Origin of the sequence: Pristimantibacillus sp. PTI5, assembly GCF_048572955.1 — a bacterium.
Taxonomy (GTDB): Bacteria; Bacillota; Bacilli; order Paenibacillales; family Paenibacillaceae; genus Pristimantibacillus.
In genome coordinates this window covers 4,318,863-4,345,844 of the sequence record NZ_CP183886.1, presented here as the reverse complement: position 1 = coordinate 4,345,844, position 26,982 = coordinate 4,318,863, and the positions used below count along the sequence as shown (strand labels likewise).

Sequence of the window (26,982 nt, the reverse complement as noted above, 5' to 3'; positions counted from 1 at the left end):
TCCGTTTTATGATTTGCATCCGATCCCACCCGTACTTACCTCCCTCGCCAAGCGTTAACAGCCTTTTTGTTCAAGAAAAAAGCGGGCCCGGTTAGTCCGGAAGCCGCTTATTGTCTTTATCTTTATTTTCCGAGCGATTCACTTCAACCCGGCTTGAATCCTTGTCTTTGCGGTCTTCGTCATCCATCATTTCTCTCGCTCCGGATTTGAATTCACGCAGTGTCCGTCCAAAAGCACGTCCAAGCTCTGGCAGTTTATTCGGTCCAAACAGAAGCAAAGCAACCAGAACGAGCAGGATAATACCCGTTGCACCTATTCCTGACATATTGTATACCTCCTCAAAGCTTTACGGAGTATGCCTACTTCGTAAGCAGCAATCGTTAACAGTTGTTCAAACCCCCGTATCCCATACTGACAATATCCTCGCGAATAATGGTATCTCCCGCTAAAATACGCGGCAGCAGCACGTCGAAGGACGTATAGGGATCATGCATAACGCAGCCTGGCAGTCCCATAATCGGTACGCTGTTGATATAACCGACAAGCAGCATCGAACCTGGAAGCATAGGCGTGCCATAGCTTACAATGTCCGCTCCCGCGGCTTTTATCGCGCCTGGCGTGCGATCATCGGGATCAACCGACATTCCGCCTGTTACTAGTATCATATCATACCGTTGTTCGAGCAAATAGTGTATTTCCTTGACAATTGTTTGTCGATCATCAGGAGAAAAGCGCTGCTCCGCAACCTCTGAGCCAAGCTCTTCCAGCTTGCTTCTAACGGCGGGTCCGAATTTATCTTCGATTCTGCCATTGAACACTTCTCCGCCAGTCGTTAGCAGCCCGACTCGAAATCTACGGAAAGGGCGCACGCGCAGCGGTGCAGCCCCGTCATTTGCTTCGCGATATTCAGCGGCGAGCCTCTCAACCGTCTCCACCTTCGTCTTCGGTACGACAAGCGGGATTGCTCTCGTCGCGGCAAGCGGCTGCCCGGGTTTAACGACTGTTTTCGACTTTATGGTAGCCAGCGCAATTTCGCCCAGCTCATTAATGGCATCAACCATTCCCTTATCAACTTCAGCCAGGCCAAGCAGCTTCGATTTGATGCTTACTTTGCCCTCGTGGGGCTCCGACAGCATAAGCTGATCCCCATATAATGCTTCGGCCATACGAATGGCGGCATCATCCTCATGAAGCTCGCTCTCGCCAAGCTCCATGATGTATATATGCTCTTTGCCGATATCCAGAAGATTAGGAATATCCGCTTCTGTCACGACATGCCCTCTTTTGAATAAACGTCCTTTGAACTGTCCGGGAATAATTCGCGTCAAATCATGGGCCAAGCGCAATCCGATTGCATCATATACCGATACCTCTTTAAGCACGGTCGATCCATGCTGCTGGACTTCGTCCTCTGAAAGCTGCTTTTTCTGGCTCATGCGTTGTGTTCCCCAATCTCTCCGGATAAAATGTTCAGTGCGTGCGGCAATTGATCCATGATTGCCATTAAGCTCTCATGCACGCCTTTCGGGCTGCCAGGCAGGTTGATAATGAGCGAGCTGCCTCTAATTCCGCACACTCCTCTTGAGAGCATGGCTCTTCTTGTCTTCTGTAGAGCTCCCATACGCATGGCCTCTGCCAGACCCGGCACCGCTCTATCAATGACCTTAAGCGTTGCTTCGGGTGTAACATCCCGGAGTGCAAGACCCGTTCCGCCTGTGGTTAGGACAAGATCGGCATTAAAATACTCCGTCATCTCGATGAGAGCCGCCATGATTTCATCCTGCTCGTCCGGAACGATGCGATAATCGATGATCTCGCCGCCTAGCTCTTCCTCCACCAACTCACGGATAACCTGAGCACTCGTATCTTCGCGTTCCCCGCGTGAGCCTTTATCGCTTGCCGTTAAAATTGCTACCTTCCACCGCATTTACCATTCCTCCCATTTCTTGTTCCGCTCATGGGTTTGACGAAATCTGATAATCGCCGCTTTTGCCGCCTGTTTTGGAAACAAGCAGCGTAGGCCCGATGACCATATCCTTTTGCAGCGCCTTGCACATGTCGTATACCGTTAAGGCTGCGGCAGAGACAGCTGTCAGAGCTTCCATTTCAACGCCGGTTTTTCCGGTCGTCTTCACTGTTCCTTCGATGTAAAGCTCATCGGTTCCATTATCGCTGAATACCACGTTTATGCCTGTGAGAGGGAGTGGATGGCACATTGGAATCCAATCTGCTGTTTTTTTGGCGGCCATGACCGCTGCCACTTGGGCAACCGCAAGGACGTCGCCCTTACCGATTTTTCCTGCTTTGATTTGCGCTAACGTTTCTTGGTTCATCGTTACTTTGGTTTGAGCGACTGCCGTACGTGAAGTGACTTCCTTATCGGAGATGTCCACCATCTTTGCCCGGCCCTGCTCGTTAAAATGCGTCAACTCCACCTCTATCGCTCCTTCTAGCGTAAACGGAAGCTTTGCCTTCTGCCGGTCAAAGCGCGTTTCGCGTTAATACCTCCAGCTAAAACAAGCGGATGCCGCGCTCGGTAATCAAGCCATCCATTTTTAAGTCATGCCGCTCATGCGGGATCTCGGTTGTAAGCTGATCCTCAAACGACATTCCGATCCATAACGTATTCGCCGCCTTACCGTTTTTTCCTTGATAGGCTTCGGCAAAACGATCATAATAACCGCCTCCGTAGCCAAGACGGCCGCCATCCTTACTAAAAGCGATGCCTGGGACAAAAATAACGGAAGGAGCATAATCATCCAGTTTTGGCGTCTTATCCGGATTGGGTTCCATGATTCCGTATGCTCCCGGCATCAGGTCGTCCCAGCTCCGCAAATAATGCAGCGTCATCGATCGGTCTGCGGCTAAGCATCGCGGTGCAAGGACATCCCGTCCCGTACGCCAGCCCCATTCAATGAGACGCGATAAATCTAGCTCGCTCCGGAAAGCTGCGTACACCATAAATGCGTCTGCATTCCGGCTCTCGAGTAATTTTTCTGCATTCGCACAGGCAGTTTCTGACCATAATTCCCGCTGCTCTTGAGGCAAACTATTGCGTTTAATCATCATTTGATTACGTATGTAAGCTTTATCGCCCAGTTGATTTAGTTCAGCCAAAAACACTCACCTATTTCAGTTCCCATCATTTTCTTTCATTAAAAGTAGTTTACCACTGTTATGCAACTTTCGCCAATGCCAGCGCTCGTTTATGGTACACTAATGAGTAGTAAAAGCATTCGTTCTTTACAATTTTTTGTTGGAGGTTTCAAAATGCTGCTGCAGGTTTCCAATATTACAAAAAGCTACGGCGTAAATGTCGTATTATCCAATATTTCTATGCAGGTGCAGGAGCGCGAGCGCATCGGACTCGTTGGCGTAAACGGCGCAGGAAAATCAACGTTACTCAAAATAATTGCAGGTGAAATGTCCGCAGATTCGGGCGCCGTTCACAAAGCAAAAGAAACAAAAATCGGTTATCTCGCCCAAAACAGCGGCTTGCAATCCCATCGGACCATTGAAGCAGAGATGCGTGCCGTCTTTTCGCATTTAATCGAAGCGGAGCAGGAGCTTCGCGAGCTTGAGATCAAAATTGCGGATCCGGCTCTTCATGGCGATGAGAAGCGTTATGCGGATACGCTGGATCGTTACGCCAAACGCTCGGATTGGTACCGGGAGCAAGGCGGATTCGAGATCAATACGCGCATTAACAGCGTCTTGCATGGGATGGGCTTCGGAAGCTTCCCGTCCGACACGTTAATCTCGACGCTTAGCGGAGGCCAGAAAACGCGCCTCGCGCTTGCGCGCATCCTGCTTCAAGCGCCGGATTTGCTTATGCTGGATGAGCCTACCAACTATCTCGATATTGAGACATTAACCTGGCTTGAGTCTTATTTGCGCGGATACTCGGGTGCTATCCTGGTCGTTTCCCATGACCGTTACTTTCTCGACGCGCTCGCCCAAACCATTATTGAAATTGAACGTCATACCTCTAAACGTTATACCGGCAATTACAGCCGCTATATGGAGCTTAAAGCCGCGGAATATGAAATCAATATGCGGCAATTCGAGAAGCAGCAGGATGAAATTTCAAGAATGGAACAATTCGTTCAACGCAATCTCGTACGCGCTTCAACGACTAAGCGTGCCCAAAGCAGACGCAAAGCGCTCGACAAAATGGATCGTTTAGACAAGCCTCAGGGCGATTTAAAAAAAGCGCATTTCACCTTTGAAATCGAGCGTCAGACAGGCAAAGACGTGCTCGCGGTAAATGATGTTTCGGTTACTTTTCCCGGTAAGGATACGCCGATTTTCCGTAATGTGTCCTTCCAGCTTACTCGCGGCGAAACCGTCGCTTTAATCGGGCCTAACGGTATCGGCAAATCGACGCTGCTTAAAGTAATTGTCGGTCAAAATGAGCCTACGACAGGCACCGTAAGATTCGGAACCCATGTAAAGGTCGGCTATTACGACCAAGAACAGACCAAGCTGAACGGACAAAATACGGTCCTCGAAGAAGTATGGGGGCACTATTCCCATATGGAGGAAGCTCGTATACGCACCGTTCTCGGTAACTTTTTATTCAGCGGCGAGGATGTTCTGAAGCGGATCTCTTCGCTTAGCGGCGGTGAGAAAGCCCGCGTTTCATTGGCTAAGCTGATGCTGGCTCAGGCCAACGTCTTGATTTTGGATGAGCCTACCAACCATCTCGATCTATTCAGCAAAGAAGTTCTCGAAGCAGCTTTGCTTGATTATGAAGGGACCTTGCTCTTCATTTCACATGACCGTTACTTCCTCAACAAGATGGCTGAACGGATTGTCGAACTCAAACCGTCAGGAACCGATCATTTCCTAGGAAATTATGACGAAATGATAGAGAAAAAACTTGAAATCGAGGAAGCTAGGCTCGAAGCGCTGTCAAAACAAGCTTCAGGCTCGAAATCTGCCACCGTAACCGACAATTTACCGACGAATTCCTATGAGGCCGACAAACAAGCTAAACGTGAAGAACGAACCAGGCAGCGTAAGCTCGATCAATTGGAACAAGACATTGCTGCATTAGAGCAGCAAGTTACCGATTTGGAGGAGCAGCTAGCCGATCCCGGCATTTTTAATGATTATATCCGCATCCAAGAAATACAGGCTGCTATCGAATCGCGCAAGACATCTTTGGCTTCCGCCTATGAGGAATGGGAGCAGTATATGTAAGAAGAGATTTTTCATTAGGGAAAGGACGGAAAAGCATGACTGCCATTTCTAATCCACTACTTCCTGAATGCCTTCTTAAATGGGTTGCTGCCGCGGTTCATCCGCTTGCTGCCGTTCAATCCGTTGATCGTCTGCATGGCGGCATGTCTTCTATCGTTCACAGCATCACCATCATGGTTCAAGGCGTCGAATCCAAAGTCGTATTGCGTCAATTCGACAATGCCGATTGGCTTAAACAAGAGCCTGATTTAGCGCTTCATGAAGCTGAAAGCCTCCGCTGGGCAGCAAAGACCGGCGTGCCTACGCCGCGAATTCTCGCTTTTGACGAAACTGGCCGTGATTGCGGCATACCTGTCGTATTAATGACTCAGCTTGAGGGCAGCGTCGACCTTCAGCCTCCGAATATGGCGCTGTGGGTAGACGGCTTAGCAAAAACGCTCGCTCAAATTCATACGACGGAGGCAAGTAGCCATCCTTGGAGCTATTTTACGTACAATGATGTCTCATCCTTAGAGGCTCCATCATGGTCCGGCAATAAAGATTCTTGGAACAAAATCATTGCCATCGTAAAAGGACCACGTCCCGATACCAAGCCATGCTTTATACACCGGGATTATCATCCTACTAATGTATTATGGCATCATAACCAAATCAGCGGCGTTGTCGATTGGGTAAATGCATGCCAAGGGCCCGCTGGAATTGATGTCGGCCATTGCCGGTTAAATTTAGCTCAGCTCTACGGTATAAAAACCGCGGATGCTTTTCTGATCGCATATGAGAAACATGCCGGCCCAGCCTATCACTACGAACCCTATTGGGATTGCTTGTCGTTAATTGAGATCCTTTTTGGGCCGCCATCGGTGTATCCCGGCTGGCCTGCCTTCGGGGTAACCGGTTTAACGGATGCTTTGATGGCCGAGCGCCTTGATGACTATATGCTTAGCTTATTGGATATAGCTTCGGGCCATTAACAATCGCCCGCATACAAAACGGCAGATTAAGGTCTAAGCCCTAATCTGCCGTTTACTATTAATCCGTTTAATACTTAGCTTGTTAAAGGAACAACTGCTTGCTATCTAATATTGCTCCAGGCTTATCAAGCCTAGACGCTGCGCCTCTTTGATCGCCTCTGAACGCGAGCGGACATTAAGCTTATCGAAAATACGCGAAAGCTGATATTCCACATTTCTTTGGCTTACGTGCAGCATGGCTGCCAGCTCTTTATTGCTAATGCCGGTAGCCACCTCATGCAAAATCGTTTGTTCCTTCTCGTTGATGGACACATCCTCAATCGTAACTTCCGAACGTCCGATGGTCACTTCATGCCGCCTCAGCTGCTTTAGCAAGGAGATCGGAATCACCGTATCCCCTCTCATAGCGCTTCTTATTGCATTATGGAGCTGTTCTCGCGATACTGTCTTGGATATAAAGCCGGAAACGCCTGATTCGATAAGCAAATTAAAATGCGAACCAATTTCGTAGCCGGAGTATATAATAACCTTGCGTTCGGGATCCTGTTGTATAAGTCGCTTCGTCAATTCCAATCCGCTAATGCCCGGCATATTTAAATCACATAATATGAGATCAAAATGCTCGATTTGCACGATATCCAGCGCTTCGATTGCAGATAACACAACCGATACCGACATTTCGCTATCTTGCTCGATCATTGTTTTGGTTCCTTCCCCAACGGAAGGATGATCATCAACTAATAAGATACGAATCACGCGATATACCCCTCTCCGATCTACCGGTTGTCATGATCTCTGGCAATAAAATAACAACCTCCAGGCCATTACCGCTTTGAGAATAAAATGATATATCTCCCTCAAGTCCTGTCACCCGTTCTTTAATTCCTGACAAGCCCATGTGCTCAAAAGAAACGATCATTTGATTGACATCCATGCCGACACCATCGTCTTGGTATCGGAAATATATAGTTCCTTTTCGCAGTTCAAGCTCAAGGGTGACGAGTTTGGCCTGTGAATGCTTATCCGCATTCCGCAGCAATTCCTGCACGATACGATAAATCGCCGTAATTTGCTCCTCATTAAGCGGGCGATTGAACGATTTGGCACGGAAATCGACCGCAAAATTCACGCGCATTTGAGTATGCTCGATAATGGATTCCACTGCCTCAACGACCCCCATCTCTTTCAATAGAGGCGGACGCAGCTCATTGCAGGTTTCACGTATTTGATGAATGACATCCAGAAGACCTTCTTTTATGTCTTCAAGCTCGCGGCCAAGGCTGTCGGATATTGGATAATCCATCATAATGGCTTCAAGCTTCCTGTACCAGAGCAGCTGATCCTGAAGCGCTGAATCATGCAAATCCGCGGCAAGCTTTCTTCTTTCGTTCTCAGACAAGCAGAAGAGAAGGCGGAGAACCCAAGGCGACGTTGAATGCTCCTTACGCACCTCTGATTCCAAGTCTTCAATTAAACCTTCGATTAGATATAAGTTTTCGAATACAATGCTGGAATAGTTCGACATCGTCTTTAGCCATCGAAGCTCGTCCGAATTGAAGCGGGTGTGATTGGTCTTCATGCCGATCCACAGGATATGATACCTCGAACGCTGCCTGCCGATGACAAGGCCCAGCCCGTAAGGGAGCTCTATCAATTCGCCAACTTGCAGGGAGTTTACCGTACCCAGCAAAAATTCTGCCGTGATTAGCTCCTCCGGATGCTCTCCCATCGGATATACGGTATTCTCTGCTTGCTCCACGAGCAAAAAGGTAATTCGGTTTACAGGCAGTAGATCAGAGATCTCTTGTTTTAGCACGGCTTCCAAATCGCTTTGCTTCATAACTCTGGCAATCTTACGCGAAAAACGATCCAAACTGTCCTGATAGCTGTACATGGCCTTAAAAAGCTTTGGCCTGAATCGCTGATCTATCTGTTCCTTCGCATATAAAAACAACGTCATTCCGATGTAGATGACAAAAAATACGCCAAACCATGCGGCCCATGACGGATTGTTCTCTCCTAGTAATACAAACGCTACCAGAGCAGCTACGATAACTGCCGGAATAAAAGCAAGCGCCGTATAATATTTAAATCTAGTCAATATAAAATCAATGTCGAACAATTGATTCGAGGTTGAAAGATAGAAATAGACAATTGGCAGAACGAATAAGAAAAGCGCAGTAAAAGCAGCCGGTAATATTTGGTCTTTCCCAAATATTTGCGGAAGCAAATTAAGCGTCGCGAATGGAGTAAATGCAACGAGATGCGAAATCAAAGTAATGGTAAACAAAGAATGAAGTTTCGTGCTCCGATGCTTGATAAACTTTCGAACAAGCTTATAAACGCACACTAAATTGCCTAAGAGCACAATACCGCTAAAGGCCATCTCGATATAGCTATAAAATTGAATAGGAAATAAATCGGTCCATATATAGAGCAAGCTGGCAACGCCTACTAATCCGGCTACGCCAAATAATGTCCGCAGCAGCTTCCTGCTAATAAACTGAACATCGAACCGTTGCAAATAAATGTTCATAAAGCCCATAAATAATAAGGATATGACAGGCAATAAGAGATAAATAATGGTGAGCCCCACAGGATCGCTGCGATAGGAAGCAGCCGAGCTATAATAGCTGATCCCGATTGAAATAAAGAAAAGAATGAGCATAATGACGGCTCTGTCATTCCTTCGCTTCACATACAGAAAACCGGAGAAGGCACAAAAAATAACAAGTGATATACCTGGGATGTACAACTGAATCAATAGTTCCCAGAGCGAATGATCACCTGTCCAGCCTTTCGGAAAAGCTATCTCTTGCTGAACATTGTCTTTATGCAAGATTAGAACATTATCGGCGTACTCGATAGAATTATATTTCTCAACGTTACGAAACTCCTCTACGGGATTTCCGTTTATCTCGAGTATTTGGTCGCCTACCCGAATTCCTCTTACCTCTGCCTGCCCTGCAGGCTCTATTGATTTCACGATATAACGATCGCTGGAATCCTTAATCAGTACCGCACCTATCGATGGTATCCGGACAATAACTGAAGTCAGATACAACAACGACGATAAAAATACTGCCAGGAAGAGGATTACAATAATGCGATTCAGAAGTGTAGGTTTCATGCTGTCCTCTTCCCTTCAAGCATATTTAGGTATTTAGCTCCACATATAAGCGTATCCGCTGTTCTTTTCATTTTTTTCTTTAAGTTCGCCAAGAAGAGCTTTTTGTTCAGCCGCTGAAACACCTGCAATTTGCAACTGACCACCCATAGCCATAGACATATTTCCAGTGCCGCTTACCAACTGACGAATCGTTTCTTTTAACATTTTAACTCCTCCGCTTCTCTACTAATATTTAGAAAACTAGTATACTCCTATAATATAACAGGAAATGAATCGACATGAAACGCAAAAGTGATTCGTATTTACCGAAATGACTTTTGCGTGATTTGATAGATTAGTTAGTTTTTATGTAGTTTTAGGGTTTATTATATGCAAAAATGTCGTTTTCCAAGGACTTATTTCCTGAATCGTGTCCAGTAATTCTTCAAAACGGTTGTAGTGCATACGGCTCATTACAGACCCATAGAGTATCGTGCCGGTTCTTTCGCATGCTTCGAGAAAAATCTCATGGTTTTTGGCGATTTCTTCCGTGGATCTGCGTCCCTCGAAATACTCCCTGATCCAAAGATCCTCCTCTGTATCCCCTTCTATTAAATAGAGCGTGAGCAGCGTCCGTTTTTTTTGCAAAAAGTCGCTTTTGTCGTCCCACCGCAACAAATCCCGTAAATCATTTTGAATCTGGGCAGCTAGGCCAATTTCAAGCGAATACTCTGCCACGACAGGATGCCAAGGCTGTCCCGCCAGCATAACGCCTGTCATACAAGCAAACTGCAGCAGTGCCGCTGATTTCTGCTTAATAACGTCTAAATAAGCTTGCTCGTCATTCATTTCATTCATAATATCCAGCATCTGACCGTTCGCAGACTGAATCAACTGCGCATTCATCATATCCAAAAGCGCGAGCCGTATATCAGCATTTGTTGTGCTTTGAAGCATGGCTTGCTGCGACAAGGTCAGGAGCGCTGTCGCGACATGAATCGCAGCGGGCAAAGGCGTTTGCATCCACGGCTTATGCGGCGCGTCCTGATCCTGTAAATCATCTAATATATCCGATGCCAATATAAACAGCTCTACCGCGGCGGCCGCCTTACAGGGATCCTCTCCTTTTCCGCCGAACATCCGGTAATGCAGTACCGTCAGCTGTCCGAATCGAAGCGATTCAGCCAGCTTATCCTCAATAAAAGCTTCTGCGAAACGCAGAAGAGGCTCAGCGGTAAAAAAGCGCTGAACCTGCTTCTGCATCTGTTGACCAATGAGTGGAATACAATCTTTCACAAGCGATCCTCCGCCAAATCATGATCCTGTTATTATACTATGAAATCGTTAAGAGAACATACGCTGAAATGTCGATACGAATTGTCCCAACCAATGTAGTGTGTTTATGCCGTGGCAGTCGTAGGTGCGTTTGCGCTTTTTTTCCTTGCTTGATTCTTTCTTCTGATTCTCCTCCTCATTCATTTGATTCATTAAACTTGCAATCATCTCCATCCTTTTCTCTAATAGTTTTCTGCGCTCGACTGACGGACTTTCGATGCGATCGCGATGATCCATTGACTAAAAAGCCCTCCTTGAGGTTTGCCTATACGATATAAAACCGATGCTGCCCTTTGTTTCTCCTTATACGCTCACACTCCCATTCATTTCGATTGCGTGATGCATATAAACGGCTTCCATCGTCATCCCGCCTCCCGGCAGCTGTGCAATTAATGTAGACGGATTATCGCAGGTAACGAATTCACCCTTGCGCATTACACATACCCGATTGCAATTGCGTTGAATCTCTTCCATATCATGCGAAGCGACAATAATCGTCTTCCCCTGCTGCTTAAGCAGCTTCAGCAGCGCCCAATAATCACTTTTGGCCTGCGGGTCGAGTCCGGTTGTCGGTTCATCGAGAAATATGATCTTAGGATCATTAACGAGTGCTATAGCGAGTGCCGTCCGTTGCCTCCAACCGCCCGATAACCGTTTCACTAATTTATCCGAATATGGACTAAGCCCGAATTGTTCAATTATGCGATCCAAGTTGTTTTTACGTTTATAAAAGCCCTGAAACATCTCCATTGCTTCACGAACATTCATTTTATCTACTAAAGTCGTGCTCTGCAGATGAATTCCGATATCTTCCTTCAATCGTTCTGCCTCAAGTACCACATCATGTCCGTATATGCGGATGCTGCCTTGGTCCGGCATGCGAATACCCATGAGCATTTCCAGCAGCGTCGTTTTCCCAGCACCATGCGTACCGATAATACCGAATATTTCTCCTTCATTTACTTTGAAGGATACTTGGTCTACTGCCCTATTCGCACCATAATACTTGCTGACCGAGCTTACCTGAATGATCGTTTTCTTATCCATTCCTTGGTTAACCTCCATTCACACTTAAGCATTCCTAAGCTACCAGCTTTAAGGTGAGATTTATGTTTAGGTATGCGTCATAGTTTCACGATAACGCATGCCGGTAACTTTTTCACCGAAAACCTGTCTAGTAATTCACGCAATTTTTTTGCGGTCCGCAATATAAGCGCAAAAAAAAGAAAGGACAGGGGTCCTTTCTGCCTTCACATGCTCAAAAATCTATTCATTGTTATCCACAGAGATATCAACAACTCTGTATAAATTGTTAGTTAATTCAGTCAGTAGTACTCTAGTATTATAGTAGTATTTCCGCGGATTTCGTCGATTTATAGGTATATTTTCATACGTTTAATTTATTTATCCACTTTATTCACATTATCCACAATAAAATAACGAAAAAATTATCCCCTATTCGTTCACAGTGTTAACCTTTCGTAAATCCAGTGTTTACGCGTATTTCAGCCTGTTATACACAAAATAGGTCGTGATTGTGGATAACTTTGTGCACAACACTAAATTTGGCAGTTGTTTCGCTTCATTTTCTGATTCCGATATACAGCAAATGGGATGACGAACCTAATAAATGGACATTTTCTGCAGAATCATAGAGCAGTTGCAGAAACGAACGATATTCGTTATCCCCAGCCGATTTCCAATAATCAAACTGTTCATTCGACAATGCGCCACCCAAACTGGATGAGCCGATTAGCTTTACCGTTTCAAATCCGCCTGCTTCCATTAAAGGCTTGATGTCGTCGATATGAAAAGAATAAGCGCCGGTAAACCTGCCTTCGTCTGAATGATTGAATACGCCTGTTTCCAAGAAAGCGCGAATCCGGACGACATTGTCCGTAGGCCTCCAGCTTAGCGGATCGGCCAGCGCGTTCAGCAAATGCCTTATCCTTGTCATAAAGGAAACAAACACATAGCCATTCTTGCGCGTCACCCGGTGCAGTTCTTTAACTGCCTGCTCCCTATCCCTCTGCTCCTGCAAATGATAGAGCGGTCCCATCATTAGCGAGGCATCAAAGGACTCGTCTGAAAACATGCTTAAGTTTCTGGCATCCGCCGAGTGAAAACCTCTAAAACGTTCTAAAAGCCCCTGCTCCTCCGCCTTTTCGCGCGCCGTCTGTACCATCCGCGGCGTCAAATCAGCCAATGTCACGGGATTTCCGCCCCGGGCAATCTCCATGGCGTATTTTCCGGGACCGGCCCCGTTATCCAAAACATGTCCGCCATCCGGCAGGAACCGGCTTATAAAATGCCAATTGACGATAAATTCAAGGGGCGCTCTATCGAGACGCCCCCATTCATCAAACTGATTATAGTACCGGATGATTTGATCCATTTGATCTACCTCCTATAGTCAGGCGAACTCCGAAAATAATGCTCAGCATCCCATAAGAGAGAACGTATAACATTCTCTGCTATGGGATATCCAAGCTTAGTATTCCATAAAGATCAATTTGCCGCTCGATTAGGCTGTGAAGCAACTACCACTCTGCTGCCTGTTGTCATCACCGCCTGGTTGCAAGCTGCTACATAGGCCTGTGCCGCTGCCAGCACGATATCATTGTGTATCGAGGTCCCGCGGAAGCGCTGCTGCTCGTGCACGATGCTGACCACCGCTTCGCCATGGGCATCTTCTCCAGTCGATAACGAATGAAGCTCCAGATCCTCAAACTCGGCTGCCACTGGTATGGCCTGTTGGATCGCATGGATGACCGCTTCTATCGGGCCTGCTCCCATAGCGATATACGATTTCTCCGCTCCGAACTCATTTTCGCGGATCGTTACCGTTGCCGTGCGCGACCGCTGCGTGCCGGCATGGACATGCAGGTCAACCAGCACATAGGGATCCGGCTGGGTCTGGGTTAGCTCTCCCGCGATACGGATCAGCTCATCGTCCGTAACGATCTTTTGGGCATCGGCTGTCTCCTTGAACTTGTCATACACATCCTGAAGCTGAGCTTCCGTCATGTCGATGCCGTATTCGGAAAGACGGTGCTTAATCGCATGGCGACCGGAGTGTTTACCTAGAATAATCATGTTCCGCGGGATTCCCATCGCCTCCGGATCCATGATTTCATACGTATTGCGGTTCTTCAGCAAGCCGTCCTGATGGATTCCTGATTCATGCTGGAACGCATTCCGTCCAACGATAGGTTTATTAAATGCAATCGGGAAATTCATCGCGCGGCTAACGATACGCGAAGTTTCATAAATTTCGCCGATTTGAATGTTTGTTTCCGCTTGAACCGCATCCTTGCGCGTTTCAATCGCCATGACCAGCTCTTCAAGGGAACAGTTGCCCGCACGCTCGCCGATTCCGTTTACTGTCACCTCAATTTGCGTTGCGCCCCCATGGATCGCGGCAATGCTGTTCGCTACGGCGAGTCCCAGATCATTGTGACAATGCGCACTGTATCTCACCGTATCGCCGCCTCTCGCCTCCTTGCGCACAGCTTGGAACAGCTCCTTCATTTCCTCCGGCATGGCGTAGCCAAGCGTATCCGGAAGGTTAATGATCGTCGCCCCCTCCGCAATCACCGCTTCAACAAGCTGAATAACAAAATCACGGCCGGATCTTGTCGAGTCCATTGCGGAAAACTCAATTTCATCAACGAATTGCTTGCCGTAAGCGACCATATCGCGAGCGATCTTTACTACTTCATCGCGGGATTTGCGCAGCTGATGATTCAGATGAATGTCGGATGATGAGATAAACAGGTGAAGGCGCCTGCGAGCCGCATCCTGTGTCGCTTTTACAGCAGCGTCAATATCTACCTTAACCGCCCTTGCGAAGCCCGCAATTTCAACATGCTGAAGCTCACGGGAAATTTGCTGTACGGCTGCAAATTCACCCGGACTGGATACAGGGAACCCAGGCTCGATGACATCAATCCCTAATTTCCCAAGCTGGCGGGCAATAATTATTTTACGCTCGGAGTCGATTGATGCCCCTGGCGATTGCTCGCCGTCCCGTAAAGTCGTATCGAATATTTGAATTTTTTTCATTTCGTTTGCCATTGTTATTTCCTCCTAAGGTTGGATTGTTAAGTCCGGTTGGATTGTTAAGTCCTTTTTTGGGTACAAAAAAAAGCATGCCGTCTCCTTGTAAGAGACGACATGCTTTCGCTGCCGTGGTACCACTCTAATTGACTGGATCTTACCGCAGAAGTTCGACAAAGCTGCCACTTAATAAATGGCTCTTTGCCTACCTTGCAGGAATCCATGCCCGCTTAAATGCCCGATGACGGCGGCTAGCCGTTACGGTGTAGAATCGCGCCATCATTCTGGCACAGCCATTTTCCACCGTTCCGCTCCCAGGCGAGATTCAAACCTCAGCTTCGACTGCGTTGCACCACACCGCAGCTCTCTGTACGATTTCGATCCCTCACTTTTGAACATGGGTTTATCGAATATCGCTTTGCCAGCCTATTGTTCTACTGCTCCTGTTCATCGCGTTTGCGCTCTATGTTGTTTACTGCTTGATCGTCTATAGGTCATAAAGGTCATCTATACTTCGCTTCATGGACAACAAGAAAAGCCTGTCGTCTCTTGAATCAAGAGACGACAGGCTATAAAGACCCGCGCGGTACCACCCTTGTTGACCCCCATACGCTCGCAAACGAGCAGGGACGCCCAACTTAAGCATATGGCCAACTCCGGATGTTGACTCACATGCGCCCGATTACGGAGGTTAACCGTAACAATGTACCTGCATGGCATATCAGCATTAAAAATGCCGCCATCGTTTCCACTGTTCCGCTCCCAGGTGAGCTTCAAGCATCCTTCGACTGCGTTGCACCGACCCGCAGCTCTCTGTGTCGCGGCAGTACATGAATGATGCTCATTCATAACGGCGCCGCTGATTTCCCGGACAAGCTTTACTGTTCCTGTTCTTTGCGTTTGTAACGTATGAGATTGAAGTTCTGAAGTATTGTTGCTTATTATATGCTCTTAGAAATTGTCTGTCAATTCCATTTCCAAATCTTTTTTAAATGCTTTTGCCCACAGACCAGCTCTCCAGCGAAAAGCCGGGGTCGGCTTTCATATCGAGATCCGTGAATTGCGACCGTTTAAGCTTGAGATATGCTGCAGCGCCGATCATCGCCGCATTATCCGTGCAGAGCGTATTCGGAGGGATAAGAAGCGGTACCCGTTCAGACTCGCATTTTGCCGTTAATGCCGCTCTCAAGCCCCGGTTAGCCGCCACTCCGCCGCATAAGAGCAGCTGCTTCGCGCCGTATTGACGAACAGCCCGCAAAGCTTTAGTGACCAGCACCTCGGTAACCGACTCCTGAAAGCCGCGCGCAAGAGCCGCCTCATCAAGTACCAAACCTTTCATTCTCGTTTGGTTAATAACGGCAAGCACAGCCGACTTTAAGCCGCTGAAGCTGAAATCGTAGCTGTCCGGCTCAAGCCAGGCGCGCGGAAGAGGAATAGACTCCTCCGCTTCGACAGCAAGCTTGTCTATATGGGGTCCCCCCGGATAAGGCAAACGCAGCGCGCGCGCCACCTTGTCGTACGCTTCGCCTACCGCGTCGTCTCTGGTTCGCCCAACGACTTGAAAATCGCCTTCGATTTCCATGAGCACAAGTTCGGTATGACCGCCGGAAACGACCAACGCCATGCAAGGATAGACAATGTCATGCACAAGCTCGTTAGCATAAATATGGCCCGCGATATGATGCGTGCCGATTAAAGGAATATCCAGCGCCATCGATAAGCTCTTGGCCGCCACGATTCCAACGAGCAGCGCGCCTACAAGACCTGGACCCTGCGTGACGGCGATGGCCGACATATCCTTTAGCGTGAGACCGGATTCCTTGACGGCCTGCTCGATAATCAAAGTGATCGATTCCACATGCTTGCGCGAAGCAATTTCCGGCACAACGCCTCCGAAGCGCTCATGGATTTCGATTTGACTGGAAACCACGTTCGATAAAATATGTTTGCCGCCGCGAATAACGGATGCAGATGTCTCGTCGCAGCTTGTTTCTATTGCCAAAATAATATCATTCATCGGCTGCATTCCCGCTGCCTGTTCCGTATGACTCACGTTCATTGCTCCCCTGCCTTCAACCGCTCATGGTCAAGCTCCGCCCACATAATAAGCGCATCTTCATTGTTATCCGAATAATATCGCGGACGAATCCCCGCGGGCTCAAAGCCGTATTTACGGTACAGCTGCTGCGCAATTTCATTGGAAGGACGAACCTCCAGCGTCATTTTGACTGCGCCAAAAAAGACCGCCGTCCGCTGCAGCTCGGCCAGCAAGCAGCTCCCGAGTCCCTGTCCGCGATAATCGGCTCTTACCGCGATGTTCGTCACATGCGCTTCGTCCATAATGACCCACATGCCGCCGTACCCAATAATTTGGCCATCGTATTCCATGATCATATAACGGGCAAATAAATTATTCATAAGCTCATTCGTAAACGCCTCCGCTGTCCAAGGACTCGTGAAAGCTTCCTGCTCGATAGACACGATAGCAGGAATATCCGCCATCGTCATAGCACGGTAAATGAGCTCGTTCACATCTATTTTCATGCCTTCGCTTCACCTGCCTGCTTCGCTTTCCAAACGACTTCAGCCTCGGTAAGCTGTGTGTAGTTAGGAATAAAAGTATGTGGATCCTCTACCATGCCCGCTTCAAGCCGAATGCGGCCAAGCCTCGCAATCCATTGCCCCTCTTGGATAAATGGCTGGAGCCGAACGGCGACGCCAGCCGCCTCGCCAACCTGCTTCAAGCGCGCTGCTTCCTGCTCGTGAAGGGTCAGATCCCCTACAAGCGAAAGGCTTAAGACCCGGCCCTTCTGCTCTGCTAGTCGCTGCTCCAGGAGATCCACGAAGTCCTTCATAAGCCGTACGCCGTCATCAAGCCAGCGGCTCCACTCCGTTCCGGCGGCCATCGAGAAGCCGGATGAGTAAACCTGTCCGCGCCGCGCATCCATAATCGGAAGCACCCAGTGTTCGCCTTCGAGCGTATTGCCCTGCTCTGCTTTATCCTCCGAATGCCGGTGCCAAGCGCCATAAGCAAGCGCCTCTAAGCTGGATACGCCGATTAACGGTTTGTCCCATACCCAAGCAAGCGTCTTGGCTACGGATACCGCGATCCGCATCCCTGTATAGGAGCCAGGCCCGTTACCTACAGCGATTGCCTCGATGTCCGTATCGCTGATCCCGCTTTTCAGCAGCATATCCTTGATATGCGTAACCACGTGAACCGAATGGTTTCTTTCGGCTAATGTCTGTATTTCGGCCAGCACCTCTTGACCGCTTACAATAGCGGCTGCCATCGATGCGGTGGACGTATCTAATGCCAAAATAGTTCCTTCTTGTCTCTGCTCATTTGTCATCTGCCTGCTCCTATCTCGCTTACGGCGCGGCACCAGCCTGCGTAAATCTCGCCATAGCCGGTTAGCTGTATACGCCGTTTTTCATCGCCCAGGTGCTCGATGTACAGCTCCAGCCTGTCGGCTGGCAGCAGCTCCTTGATCAAGCTCGCCCATTCTACGATCGTAATGCCTTCGCCGAAAAAATAATCGTCCAAGCCAAGCTCGTCCGCTTCCTCCAGCGACAGCCGGTATACATCCATATGATAAAAGGGAAGCTGCTCCCCTTCGTATTCTTTTATGATGGTAAAGGTCGGGCTGTTTACAATGCCCTTTACGCCGATCGCTTCGGCAAAAGCCTGCGAAAAACGCGTTTTGCCCGCGCCTAAATCGCCGTCCAACGCAAGTATCGCGCCCGGCTTTACCCAAGCAGCAAGCTGCTTGGCTAATGCAATCGTGTCCTGCTCCGTTTGTGCCAGCCATGTGGCATGGTTTACCTGTTGCTGCATTTTCTACTCACCCGTTCATCACAAAAAATGATTGTACCCGCGTTTCTTAAGCTTTTCTCGCTTCTCCGAAGGAGAAAGCCGGCCTCGCCCCGCATTAGCCTGATTATGGCGCACAAGCTCTACTCCAGGCTCGCCCTCCCCGGTCTCCCCGATAATGAAAAAAGGAAGTCCCTCTTGCTGAAAAACAGCCCGCATGGGTTCCGCATCTTCGGCTGCCATCGTTCCCAGCAATACATAATCCTCACCGCCGTAAAGCATCCATTCAAGCGGATCGATGCCTGTCCTTGACGCGTAAGCCGCCATGCTTCCGCTCCTCGGCAGCAACGCTTCCCTCAGTATGACCCGTAGCCCCGAGGCCTCCGCAATTTCCCATGCCTCGCTCGCCAACCCGTCACTGACATCGTTTAGCGAGCGACAGCTTCCGCGCGATAGGAGCAGCCGGCCTGCACGCACCGACGGGCCTGGCCTCTGATGCGCATGTACGAGCGATGCCTCCGGCTGTCCGCTGAAATCCGCGGGACACTGCTTCTCTCCCGTACGCTCCTCCTGCGCCAGCAGCGCATGCAGACCCGCCGCCGACATGCCGACGGCGCCGGTCACAAACACCGCATCGCCCGGCCTCGCGCCCGAACGAAGCAGCTCACGCCCCGCTTCCACGGTTCCCGTCACCGTTACCGCGACAACCAACTGCCCCGGCGACGACGTCGTATCGCCTCCTGCAATCGCAACCCCGTAGCGATCGGCGCACTCGTACAGCCCATCGTACAGCCTTCGCATCCGCTCCGGCGAATACGACGGCGGCACGCTGACCGAGACGAGCGCATGCAAGGGCACGCCTCCCATCGCGGCAATGTCGCTAATGTTCGCGGCAAGCGCCTTATAGCCGACATCCTCGTCCCGCATCGTCGACTGCTTAAAGTGGACGGTCTCCACCATCGTGTCGACCGCCAGCAGCAGCCGCTTCGGAGCAGCTACGCCATCCTCCGCGGAAGCGGGATCCACGACAGCGGTATCGTCGCCTATGCCCGTGATCACGCCGCGCCGCTGCTGCCACTTGCTCTCCTGCCTGGCCGCCGTCCAATGATGAATACTCGCAAACTCATCCAAAATGCAGCTCTCCTTCATCCCAAGCCTCAGTTAGCCGCTAGCTGCATGCAGATCCGGCAGCGTCATTTGTCCACCTGGGCTACTATCATCATTAGTGAATATCCCGTTTCTTAAACCGTCCGCCCTTTACATCATGAATATTGCCGACAGCGAGAAACGCCACGGGGTCGAGTTCATGCACGATCGACTTCATTTTTGCTTCCTCCAGCCGCGTAATGACGCAAAAAATAACGCGTTTGCTGCCGCCCGTAAATCCGCCTTCCCCATGCAAATAAGTAACGCCGCGTCCCAGCCGGCTCATGATGGCTGCGCCGATCTCCTTCGACTCATCGCTAATAATCCATACAGCCTTCGATTCGTCAAAGCCCTCGATGGTCACGTCAATCAACCGGAATGCAATGTAATACGCGATAAGAGAATACATCGCCCGGTCCCAGCCGAACACAAAGCCCGCGCTGCCGAGAATGAACAAGTTGAAAAACATAACCGTCTCGCCGACAGAAAACGGAAGCCTCTTATTAAACAAAATCGCAACGATTTCCGTACCGTCAAGCGAGCCTCCGAAACGAATGACCATACCGACGCCAATCCCGAGGATCACGCCGCCAAAAATAGCCGCCAAAAAGGGCTCAACCGTAAGCGGCGGCACCGGATGAAGCAAAAACGTTCCAAGCGACATTACCGATACGCCGTACAGGGTTGAAATCGCAAAGGTTTTTCCGATTTGCTTATACCCGAGAAACAGAAAAGGCAAGTTCAATAAGAATAGAAAAAGACCGAGCGGCAAGGAGGATAAATGGGAAGACATAATCGATATACCGACTATACCACCATCAATAATGTGATTTGGTACGAGAAAAATTTCCAATCCAACCGATACCAGCGCAGCGCCGAGCGTAATAAACAGTACTCTTCGCAGCACTTCGAGCTTGGACAGCTTGTGGTGCTGTAATGATCCCATAAGTGAACTCACATCCCCTACTGGCTCTTTTTCTCATCATTTTACCTTAAACGCTATCAGATATAAAGCAAGTCTACCATTATTGCAAAAAAGAAACCTTCCGCACCGGGCAGCTTGCGGCCGCCGGTTCGAAAGGTTTCTCCATAGGTTAACCGATGACCGAGAACGCTTCTACGCCTGCCGGTATCGATTTGGTGCGATAGATTCTGCCAAAGCTATCATATACGACAAGGGTATAATTCGCAGTCGTCAGAGTCGTAACCAAACTGAAAAACACAACGCCAAAACGGTCGAATGCCGCGGTTTGAATAAGCGTACTGCCTCTGTACAAAGCAGCGTTAAAGCCTGTTGTATTGAAGGGTACACCGCTGTTGTCTACCCACAATACCGTTAAGCGGTTAAATGTAGGCCCGCTTTGGATCCTACGGGCGCTTGATTTATTGATCACGATCTTATCTACGTTTTTCAGATTAAATAGAGGGGGTACTGCCCGATTTGCCATACTTTCACTCCTTCCCGCATTTATATTAAAATATGCGAGAATAGGAGATTTGGTATGGTCTGTATCCTAATTAAAATGCCTAATATTACCGGCTTCAGCTGCTTGCTACAGCTCCTTGACGACGGTAATATGCAGCTCGTCCTTCAGCTCAATCTCATAGGGCGAGGCCGGCATCGTGCCGTCCGGCTCCATGATGATGCGCACCCGCGGACGATGAACGGCAAGCTCGTTATTTTCCGATACCACGCCGACCTGCCCCGTGCTGAGCAGCAGCGAGGTCGCTACCGGATAAATCGAGATATGCCGGCAAAACAGCTTGATAAGCTCATGATCAAAATAAGTCCCTCCGGCTGCAAAAAGAAACTCGATCGCTTCGCTCGCTGTATACCGCTTCCGATACGGCCGCGGCGAGGTTAACGCATCGAATGTATCCGCTAAACCGACGATTTGGCCGTACAAGTGAATTTCGTTTTCCTTGAGCCCGCGCGGATATCCCGAACCGTTAAAGCGCTCGTGATGCTGAAGCGCGCAGTGCGCGGATACGATCGATATATCATGATACTTCCGCAAAATATCGAAGCCGTCCTTCGCATGGCTTTGGACGGTTATACGCTCCTCCGCCGATAAGGCTCCTGTATGACTCAACAGCTTCTGCGGAACCTTTGTCATACCGATATCGAAAAGAAGCGCGCCGATGCCGAGCTCTTCCAGCTGATTGCGGTTAAAGCCCTTTGCTATGCCCATGATGCCCGCAAGCACCGCTACATTAAAGGAATGTTGAAACAAATAGCCATCCATGGCATGAATGCTCGTTAAATTGACGAGCATATTAGGTCTTGAAGACAGGTCCTGCATGATTTGTCCGAACACCGCCCGGAAATTCCGGCCCATATCGGGCGCGATCGTTCGGCCCTTTGATACGTTTTGGTCTTTGAAGGAGTTCATCGTTTTATAGATGGTATCGACCGCTTGCTTACGCGTTTCGTCTCTGATCGTGTCCTCGGGAATGATATCCTCCGTTAAACCATCCTCTATGAATAGAAAATCAATGCCCAAGTTACGCAATCGATCGATGTAACGATCATTGAGCTCCACCCCATCACCCAGAAGCACGTTGCCGTTTTCTTGGAAAATAGGCTTAGCCACTCTGTCTCCCGGCTTGACCATTCCAATTTGCACTTTTCTCATTAGATTAGTTCCCGCCTTCGATAATTTAGCGCTTGTAACCGATCGCATCTATTTTATCAGAACTATCTGCCACTGACTATGCGGAGGACATGAAAAAAACCCGAACGTCTCGTTCGGGCCCTTAGGCTAGTTTTCTTTTGACAATCCGGTTGCGGCCATTGAATTTCGCTTCGTACAGCGCTGCATCCGCCTGCGCGAGAAGCTCCCGCAAGAAGGCTTTAGGGTCATCGAGGTCAGAGGGCTCAAAATGATCAATCGAGATGACGCCCATGCTGATCGTTACCGAGATCGGCATTTCCCCGTTCCCCATATTGATTTTATTCTGCTCGACCGATTCCATCAGACGTTCGGCAATTTGATCCGCCTGTTCCCGGTTGGTATGCGGCAAATACACCGTAAATTCTTCTCCGCCGTACCGGGCCAAAATATCCGTAAACCGAAGCGAGCCCCGCACCGCATCGACCGTGCCGCATAGCACCTCGTCGCCAATCAGATGCCCGTACTTGTCGTTAATGGATTTGAAGTGGTCCAGATCAAATAAAAATATTGAAAAGGGAATGCCGTAGCGGATATTCGCAACGACCTCTTGCTCCAGCTGATGCAGCAAATACCGCCGGTTGAAGCAGCCAGTCAAGCCATCGGTAATCGCCATATGCTCCAGTTTCTTATTCGCTTGAAACAGCTCGTCCTGCATAATAAGCAGATCGCGGTTGCGATCCTGAAGCTGCTCATTCTGGTCATTTGTCTCTTCTACCAGCAGCCGAAGCTCGGTTACATCCTGAAAGGTTAACAGCCTTCCGACCGGTGTCTTCTTATTGTACAAAATGGGAGCGGATTGCACGATCACATGGCGGTACTTGTCATAAGAAATGGCAATTTCAATCTCAAGCCTGTCCATGGGCCGCTTCCGCTGCTCCTCGATAAATGCGGTAAACTCCCTCGAAGCCTCTCCCTTGAACTGTGGACCAAGAAGGGCAGGATTGAATTTATCGCCGATGCGCAGCCGAAGAATCGGTTTGATCACTTTATTCACTTCGAGAATGATATCATTCTCGTCCAATACGATAATGCCCATTGACATCGTATTCATTACGTCCCTTTGGACCGTTTGAATAATATCGAGTACTTTATTCCTTCTAATGGCGTGAACCAGATAGACGGCCGCAAGCACCATCCCGACTGAAATTAACGGAACGTATCGATTCATTGCCTCAATGAACACAACATTGATGATCAAATCGGCGATAGCAAACGAAACCAGTACGAACATGCCAACGATTGCGGTCTTGATTAAAGTACGCTGTCTGGACGATTTCTCGCCCCGCAGCTTATAAAACATAATCGTGAACGAAATCACCATATAAAGAATCAGCTGGACAATCATAATCCAATACAACGACCCATGCTGAAGCTGCTTCAACGGACTGAGCCGTACATTGATACTTAAAAACATGCCGTTAGGATTGATGACGACTGCCGCAACAGATATAAGAGCCGGTATCGCTAAAATGAATAACCGGCTCTTTCGTATCACATACGACTGGCCGGTAAGAAAAAGGATAAAGGCAAACCAACCAATGCCAAGCAAGGAAAGCCCTATATATGAAACCGAGAGATAGAACAGTTTGAAAGCCGTTGAGGAAACCGTCTGCGACACGAATTGAGAGAACGTCCAGCTCATAAACACGATATGTAAAGATAGGTATATGCGATGCAGGACCGTAACGGTGCTTGTGGCAAACACGTAGAAAAACAAGCCGAGCAGCACTAGAAACATACTAAAGTCTAGCCAGATCATCCATTCCATTACGGTTCACCCATTCATTTGATAGCCATCTTCTTCCATTGTAGCAAATGTTAATAATATCGACAATTACTTAACATCAAAAAATTCAAAGTTTAACAATCGACATTATACCCATTATTTGGATATTTCGTTCGGCCATCGCTCGGCGAGCATATGCTCGAGAGACGGGGAGATATTCAGAAACTGGCGGAATTGTTCGTACTGCTCCCATTTTTTCATGGAAAGCCCCTGCTGCTCGGTACGAACGGCGCGTATGAGCAGATTTTTCGGTGTATGCTCCGGATCTACGAATTCCAGCATTTGTACCTTATATCCTAATACCTCAAGCAAAGTTCCCCGGGCCGCATCCGTTGCCAGCGCGGAAAAACGTTCCTTCAGCAGGCCTTGCGACAGAAGCGGCGAGAGGACGTCGTTATCGACCTGCTTGAACAGCTCATGCTGGCAGCACGGAACAGACATAATGATCGAGGCTCCCCAGTTGACCGCCTTGGCAAGGGCCGCATCCGTAGCCGTATCGCATGCATGCAGCGTGACCACCATGTCGGCAGCCTGCAGCTCCTCGTAATCGGCAATATCGCCAACCAAAAATTGCAGCTTATTGTAACCGAGTTTAGCCGCAAGCTCAGAGCAGAACGCAATGACATCCGCTTTTAAATCGAGACCGATAATATTGATTTTCCGCTGCTGCTCCACTGCCAGCAAATGGTACAATGCAAATGTCAGATACGACTTTCCGCAGCCGAAATCAACGATCGTAAGCTCCCTGTCCTTCGGCAGGTATGCAAGGACATCCGTTACCATCTCCAGGAACCGGTTGATCTGCCTGTATTTATCCTGTTTTTTGGCGTGGACCAAGCCCTCGGTCGTCATGATGCCCAGCTCGACAAGGAACGGCGCCGCTTTTCCTTCCGCGAGCACGCGCTGTTTCTGCCTGTTATGCTGCTGGACTCCTTTTTTGGAATCCCCGGTAGGAGGCTTCTTGAGTACGGCTGCCTTGCCTTTCTTATTAAAAAGCAGTTGAACATCCGCTTCCGGCGTCTTTACAAACGCTTGACGGTAATTTTCCTGCAGCAGGCCAATGGCTCTCTCCGCAGCCTTGGTCTCTTCGATATTGTCATGCGTAACCTTATTCGCAAAATGATATTCAAATTGATAAAACAGCCCGTTCTTCATCTCGATCGGACGGATGACCGTTTTGGGCGCCGCAGTGCCGTCCTTCCGCTTGGGCTGGCTTAATGTTGCCTGCAGCAGTTCTTTCTCGCTGATCCATTTTGTAATGTCTTGCTGCCATTGTTCCGTCATGCGTATCTTCACTCCCAGCCTTTATTGAAGCTAAGCCCACACTTCCGCGCTTAGTCTAAGGTCTTATCTACTAGCTTGATAATGCTTCAAGCCCCTGCTTGATTTCCTCGCGCGGCAAACCGCCTGCTTCAAGCCGTTCATCCGCCTGCAATAGCATTCGTCTGTACAGCTCCGCTGCCTCTTCCCGGTCCAACCCGTTATCCTCGAGCAGCTCATGCATGAGGTTCTCGGCGGAATCATAACGGCCCTCCTCCATATGCCATTCCGTAAGGAGCCGCTTGGTCTGCCTTGGAAGCTCGTATGGAAGGAGCCGCTCCAGCAGCTCCTTGATTTGTTCGCGCGGCTCCGCGAGCGTAGGCTCTGCGCCTGCAAGCGATAACCGCAAAAAGAGATGCAGGGATTTCATATTGGCAAAGAAGCTCTCATCCTCCCGGCCCAGTTCCGCATTCAACTCCGCCTCATGCTTCATCAGAATCGCGATGGCCAGCAAATGATCGGTTTCCAATAGGCCGTTCGTCGTCATCATTTTCATCAAATCTTCGTCCGACAAGGATCGGATCAGCTTGCTGCTCAAACGGAATTTCTTATCCAGCAGCTCATCAATGAACAGCAGCGCATCCTCGTGCTTGCGTTCTCGCCTCAGATTCAATATCTGGCCAACCGCTTCCGTCATCTGCTCGATCATCCGCATGAAGTAATCGCGTTGAAACATCTGGCTTCCCCTCTCCCTGCATGCTACTGCTTTGAATTCACGAAGCTGACGATGGCTGAGATCAGCTCCTTCGGCTGCTCCACCATTCCCATATGGCCGGAGCTGCCGAGTTCCACCTTTGTTGTCGCGCCGTTCTCAGCCGCAAATACGCTCTCCGCCGGAATGACTTTATCATTGGCGCCGGCTACAAGCAGCACGGGCAGCTCAGACTGTTCGATAATATGCTTGCGGTCAGACCTTGCCTTCATTCCTTTTGCCGTGGCAATCGCGCCTTGGACGGATGTGCCGTAACCGATCTGTTTGCCGCGTTCAACCTCACCTTGCCGGGCTTCGAGGCTTGCCGGGGCAAAGAGCTTAGGAATAAGTCCGTCTACGAATGGCTGAATCCCGTTTTGCTCCAATGCCGATACGGCTTTATCCCGGTTTTCCTTCGCTGCGTCGCTGTCCGGCAGCGCTGTCGAATGAATGAGGCCGAACGCCGATAGCTTCTTCGCATATTTCTCCGCGAAAGCCAGGGTAATATAACCGCCTAAGGAATGACCGAGCAGCACCGCATTATGAATTTGGAGCTTAATCAACAATTCGGCAAGATCCTCCGCGTACGTCTCCATCGAATAAATCTCATCGTTTGGCGCCGAGCTTCTGCCATGCCCGCGCGCGTCAGGTGCAATAATGCGTACGGATTGCTCCAGCTCCTCTACGATGCGTTCCCAATACGCCGAGCTGCCGCAATAGCCGTGAAGCAGGACGACCACCTCGGAAATACCATCCTCCGCTCCGCCGTCATGCGGGTGTGAATCATAATAAGCAAGCTCTGCGCCGTTATTCAAGAAAAGCTTGCGCTGCGCGATTGATTGTACGTTACCTTGTTCTTCGTTAGTCATTG

At 49.2% G+C, this 26,982-nt stretch carries 27 protein-coding genes; 2 read left to right on the top strand and 25 right to left on the bottom strand.

Annotation, left to right across the window (positions count from 1 at the left end; genetic code table 11):
- Nucleotides 1–91 precede the first annotated feature (91 nt).
- The 5 genes from ACN6MW_RS19330 to ACN6MW_RS19310 form a co-directional block, all read right to left on the bottom strand.
- Entirely contained in the window at nt 92–325 is a 234-nt protein-coding gene (locus ACN6MW_RS19330) for a twin-arginine translocase TatA/TatE family subunit (RefSeq protein WP_364153950.1), read from the bottom strand.
- A 55-nt stretch (nt 326–380) separates the two neighbouring features.
- Nucleotides 381–1,436 (bottom strand): molybdopterin-binding protein, encoded by a 1,056-nt coding sequence (locus ACN6MW_RS19325; protein ID WP_419871667.1) that lies wholly within the window; start codon nt 1,434–1,436, stop codon nt 381–383.
- A complete protein-coding gene (locus tag ACN6MW_RS19320; RefSeq protein ID WP_364153955.1) occupies nt 1,433–1,927 on the bottom strand; it encodes a MogA/MoaB family molybdenum cofactor biosynthesis protein in 495 nt (164 codons plus the stop codon). The genes ACN6MW_RS19325 and ACN6MW_RS19320 overlap by 4 nt, the downstream gene beginning before the upstream one ends.
- Nucleotides 1,928–1,955: 28 nt before the next feature.
- Nucleotides 1,956–2,435: a cyclic pyranopterin monophosphate synthase MoaC gene (gene moaC, locus ACN6MW_RS19315; protein ID WP_419871666.1), complete on the bottom strand. Its 480-nt coding sequence runs from the start codon at nt 2,433–2,435 to the stop codon at nt 1,956–1,958.
- Nucleotides 2,436–2,511: 76 nt separating this feature from the next.
- Nucleotides 2,512–3,117, bottom strand: a complete 606-nt coding sequence (locus ACN6MW_RS19310; RefSeq protein WP_419871665.1) for a 5-formyltetrahydrofolate cyclo-ligase — start codon at nt 3,115–3,117, stop codon at nt 2,512–2,514.
- Between the two features lie 153 nt (nt 3,118–3,270).
- On the opposite strand from ACN6MW_RS19310, the gene ACN6MW_RS19305 reads away from it, so the two are divergent.
- The gene (locus ACN6MW_RS19305; RefSeq protein ID WP_419871664.1) at nt 3,271–5,205 is read left to right on the top strand and encodes an ABC-F family ATP-binding cassette domain-containing protein; all 1,935 of its coding nucleotides are present in this window, start codon (nt 3,271–3,273) and stop codon (nt 5,203–5,205) included.
- 35 nt (nt 5,206–5,240) lie between these two features.
- Nucleotides 5,241–6,176 carry a phosphotransferase family protein gene (locus tag ACN6MW_RS19300; RefSeq protein WP_419871663.1) on the top strand — a complete coding sequence of 312 codons (936 nt, stop codon included), beginning with the start codon at nt 5,241–5,243 and terminating at the stop codon, nt 6,174–6,176.
- A 105-nt stretch (nt 6,177–6,281) separates the two neighbouring features.
- Here the strand turns inward: ACN6MW_RS19300 and ACN6MW_RS19295 are convergent, their stop codons facing one another.
- The 20 genes from ACN6MW_RS19295 to ACN6MW_RS19200 all read right to left on the bottom strand — a co-directional run bounded on the left by ACN6MW_RS19295 (nt 6,282) and on the right by ACN6MW_RS19200 (nt 26,980).
- Nucleotides 6,282–6,932, bottom strand: a complete 651-nt coding sequence (locus ACN6MW_RS19295; protein ID WP_419871662.1) for a response regulator — start codon at nt 6,930–6,932, stop codon at nt 6,282–6,284.
- Entirely contained in the window at nt 6,910–9,306 is a 2,397-nt protein-coding gene (locus tag ACN6MW_RS19290; RefSeq protein WP_419871661.1) for an ATP-binding protein, read from the bottom strand. Before ACN6MW_RS19290 ends, ACN6MW_RS19295 begins: the two co-directional genes overlap by 23 nt.
- 33 nt (nt 9,307–9,339) lie before the next feature.
- A complete protein-coding gene (locus ACN6MW_RS19285; RefSeq protein WP_419871660.1) occupies nt 9,340–9,510 on the bottom strand; it encodes a hypothetical protein in 171 nt (56 codons plus the stop codon).
- A 141-nt stretch (nt 9,511–9,651) separates the two neighbouring features.
- Nucleotides 9,652–10,581: a polyprenyl synthetase family protein gene (locus ACN6MW_RS19280; protein ID WP_419871659.1), complete on the bottom strand. Its 930-nt coding sequence runs from the start codon at nt 10,579–10,581 to the stop codon at nt 9,652–9,654.
- Nucleotides 10,582–10,629: 48 nt separating this feature from the next.
- Nucleotides 10,630–10,857 (bottom strand): hypothetical protein, encoded by a 228-nt coding sequence (locus ACN6MW_RS19275; RefSeq protein ID WP_419871658.1) that lies wholly within the window; start codon nt 10,855–10,857, stop codon nt 10,630–10,632.
- Between the two features lie 66 nt (nt 10,858–10,923).
- Nucleotides 10,924–11,667 (bottom strand): ABC transporter ATP-binding protein, encoded by a 744-nt coding sequence (locus ACN6MW_RS19270; protein WP_364153980.1) that lies wholly within the window; start codon nt 11,665–11,667, stop codon nt 10,924–10,926.
- A gap of 535 nt (nt 11,668–12,202) precedes the next feature.
- Nucleotides 12,203–13,015: a class I SAM-dependent methyltransferase gene (locus tag ACN6MW_RS19265; RefSeq protein ID WP_419871657.1), complete on the bottom strand. Its 813-nt coding sequence runs from the start codon at nt 13,013–13,015 to the stop codon at nt 12,203–12,205.
- Between the two features lie 113 nt (nt 13,016–13,128).
- A complete protein-coding gene (locus ACN6MW_RS19260; protein WP_419876390.1) occupies nt 13,129–14,685 on the bottom strand; it encodes a 2-isopropylmalate synthase in 1,557 nt (518 codons plus the stop codon).
- 982 nt (nt 14,686–15,667) lie between these two features.
- Nucleotides 15,668–16,738 (bottom strand): tRNA (adenosine(37)-N6)-threonylcarbamoyltransferase complex transferase subunit TsaD, encoded by a 1,071-nt coding sequence (tsaD, locus tag ACN6MW_RS19255; protein WP_419871656.1) that lies wholly within the window; start codon nt 16,736–16,738, stop codon nt 15,668–15,670.
- On the bottom strand, nt 16,735–17,223 hold the full coding sequence (rimI, locus tag ACN6MW_RS19250) for a ribosomal protein S18-alanine N-acetyltransferase (RefSeq protein ID WP_419871655.1): 489 nt from the start codon (nt 17,221–17,223) through the stop codon (nt 16,735–16,737). Before rimI ends, tsaD begins: the two co-directional genes overlap by 4 nt.
- Nucleotides 17,220–18,032 carry a tRNA (adenosine(37)-N6)-threonylcarbamoyltransferase complex dimerization subunit type 1 TsaB gene (gene tsaB, locus ACN6MW_RS19245; protein ID WP_419871654.1) on the bottom strand — a complete coding sequence of 271 codons (813 nt, stop codon included), beginning with the start codon at nt 18,030–18,032 and terminating at the stop codon, nt 17,220–17,222. Before tsaB ends, rimI begins: the two co-directional genes overlap by 4 nt.
- Nucleotides 18,029–18,517 carry a tRNA (adenosine(37)-N6)-threonylcarbamoyltransferase complex ATPase subunit type 1 TsaE gene (tsaE, locus tag ACN6MW_RS19240; protein WP_419871653.1) on the bottom strand — a complete coding sequence of 163 codons (489 nt, stop codon included), beginning with the start codon at nt 18,515–18,517 and terminating at the stop codon, nt 18,029–18,031. Before tsaE ends, tsaB begins: the two co-directional genes overlap by 4 nt.
- 18 nt (nt 18,518–18,535) lie before the next feature.
- Nucleotides 18,536–19,627 (bottom strand): thiamine-phosphate kinase, encoded by a 1,092-nt coding sequence (gene thiL / locus ACN6MW_RS19235; RefSeq protein ID WP_419876389.1) that lies wholly within the window; start codon nt 19,625–19,627, stop codon nt 18,536–18,538.
- Nucleotides 19,628–19,715: 88 nt separating this feature from the next.
- On the bottom strand, nt 19,716–20,585 hold the full coding sequence (locus ACN6MW_RS19230; RefSeq protein WP_364153999.1) for a YitT family protein: 870 nt from the start codon (nt 20,583–20,585) through the stop codon (nt 19,716–19,718).
- A 148-nt stretch (nt 20,586–20,733) separates the two neighbouring features.
- Nucleotides 20,734–21,087, bottom strand: coding sequence for a hypothetical protein (locus ACN6MW_RS19225; protein ID WP_419871652.1), 354 nt, complete (start codon nt 21,085–21,087; stop codon nt 20,734–20,736).
- A 105-nt stretch (nt 21,088–21,192) separates the two neighbouring features.
- Nucleotides 21,193–22,275 (bottom strand): HD-GYP domain-containing protein, encoded by a 1,083-nt coding sequence (locus ACN6MW_RS19220; protein ID WP_419871651.1) that lies wholly within the window; start codon nt 22,273–22,275, stop codon nt 21,193–21,195.
- A gap of 121 nt (nt 22,276–22,396) precedes the next feature.
- Nucleotides 22,397–24,082 carry a diguanylate cyclase gene (locus ACN6MW_RS19215; RefSeq protein ID WP_419871650.1) on the bottom strand — a complete coding sequence of 562 codons (1,686 nt, stop codon included), beginning with the start codon at nt 24,080–24,082 and terminating at the stop codon, nt 22,397–22,399.
- Between the two features lie 114 nt (nt 24,083–24,196).
- Nucleotides 24,197–25,384, bottom strand: a complete 1,188-nt coding sequence (locus ACN6MW_RS19210; protein ID WP_419871649.1) for a class I SAM-dependent methyltransferase — start codon at nt 25,382–25,384, stop codon at nt 24,197–24,199.
- 70 nt (nt 25,385–25,454) lie between these two features.
- Nucleotides 25,455–26,096, bottom strand: a complete 642-nt coding sequence (locus tag ACN6MW_RS19205; protein ID WP_419871648.1) for a DUF6483 family protein — start codon at nt 26,094–26,096, stop codon at nt 25,455–25,457.
- 23 nt (nt 26,097–26,119) lie between these two features.
- Entirely contained in the window at nt 26,120–26,980 is an 861-nt protein-coding gene (locus tag ACN6MW_RS19200) for an alpha/beta fold hydrolase (RefSeq protein WP_419871647.1), read from the bottom strand.
- Nucleotides 26,981–26,982: the final 2 nt, after the last annotated feature.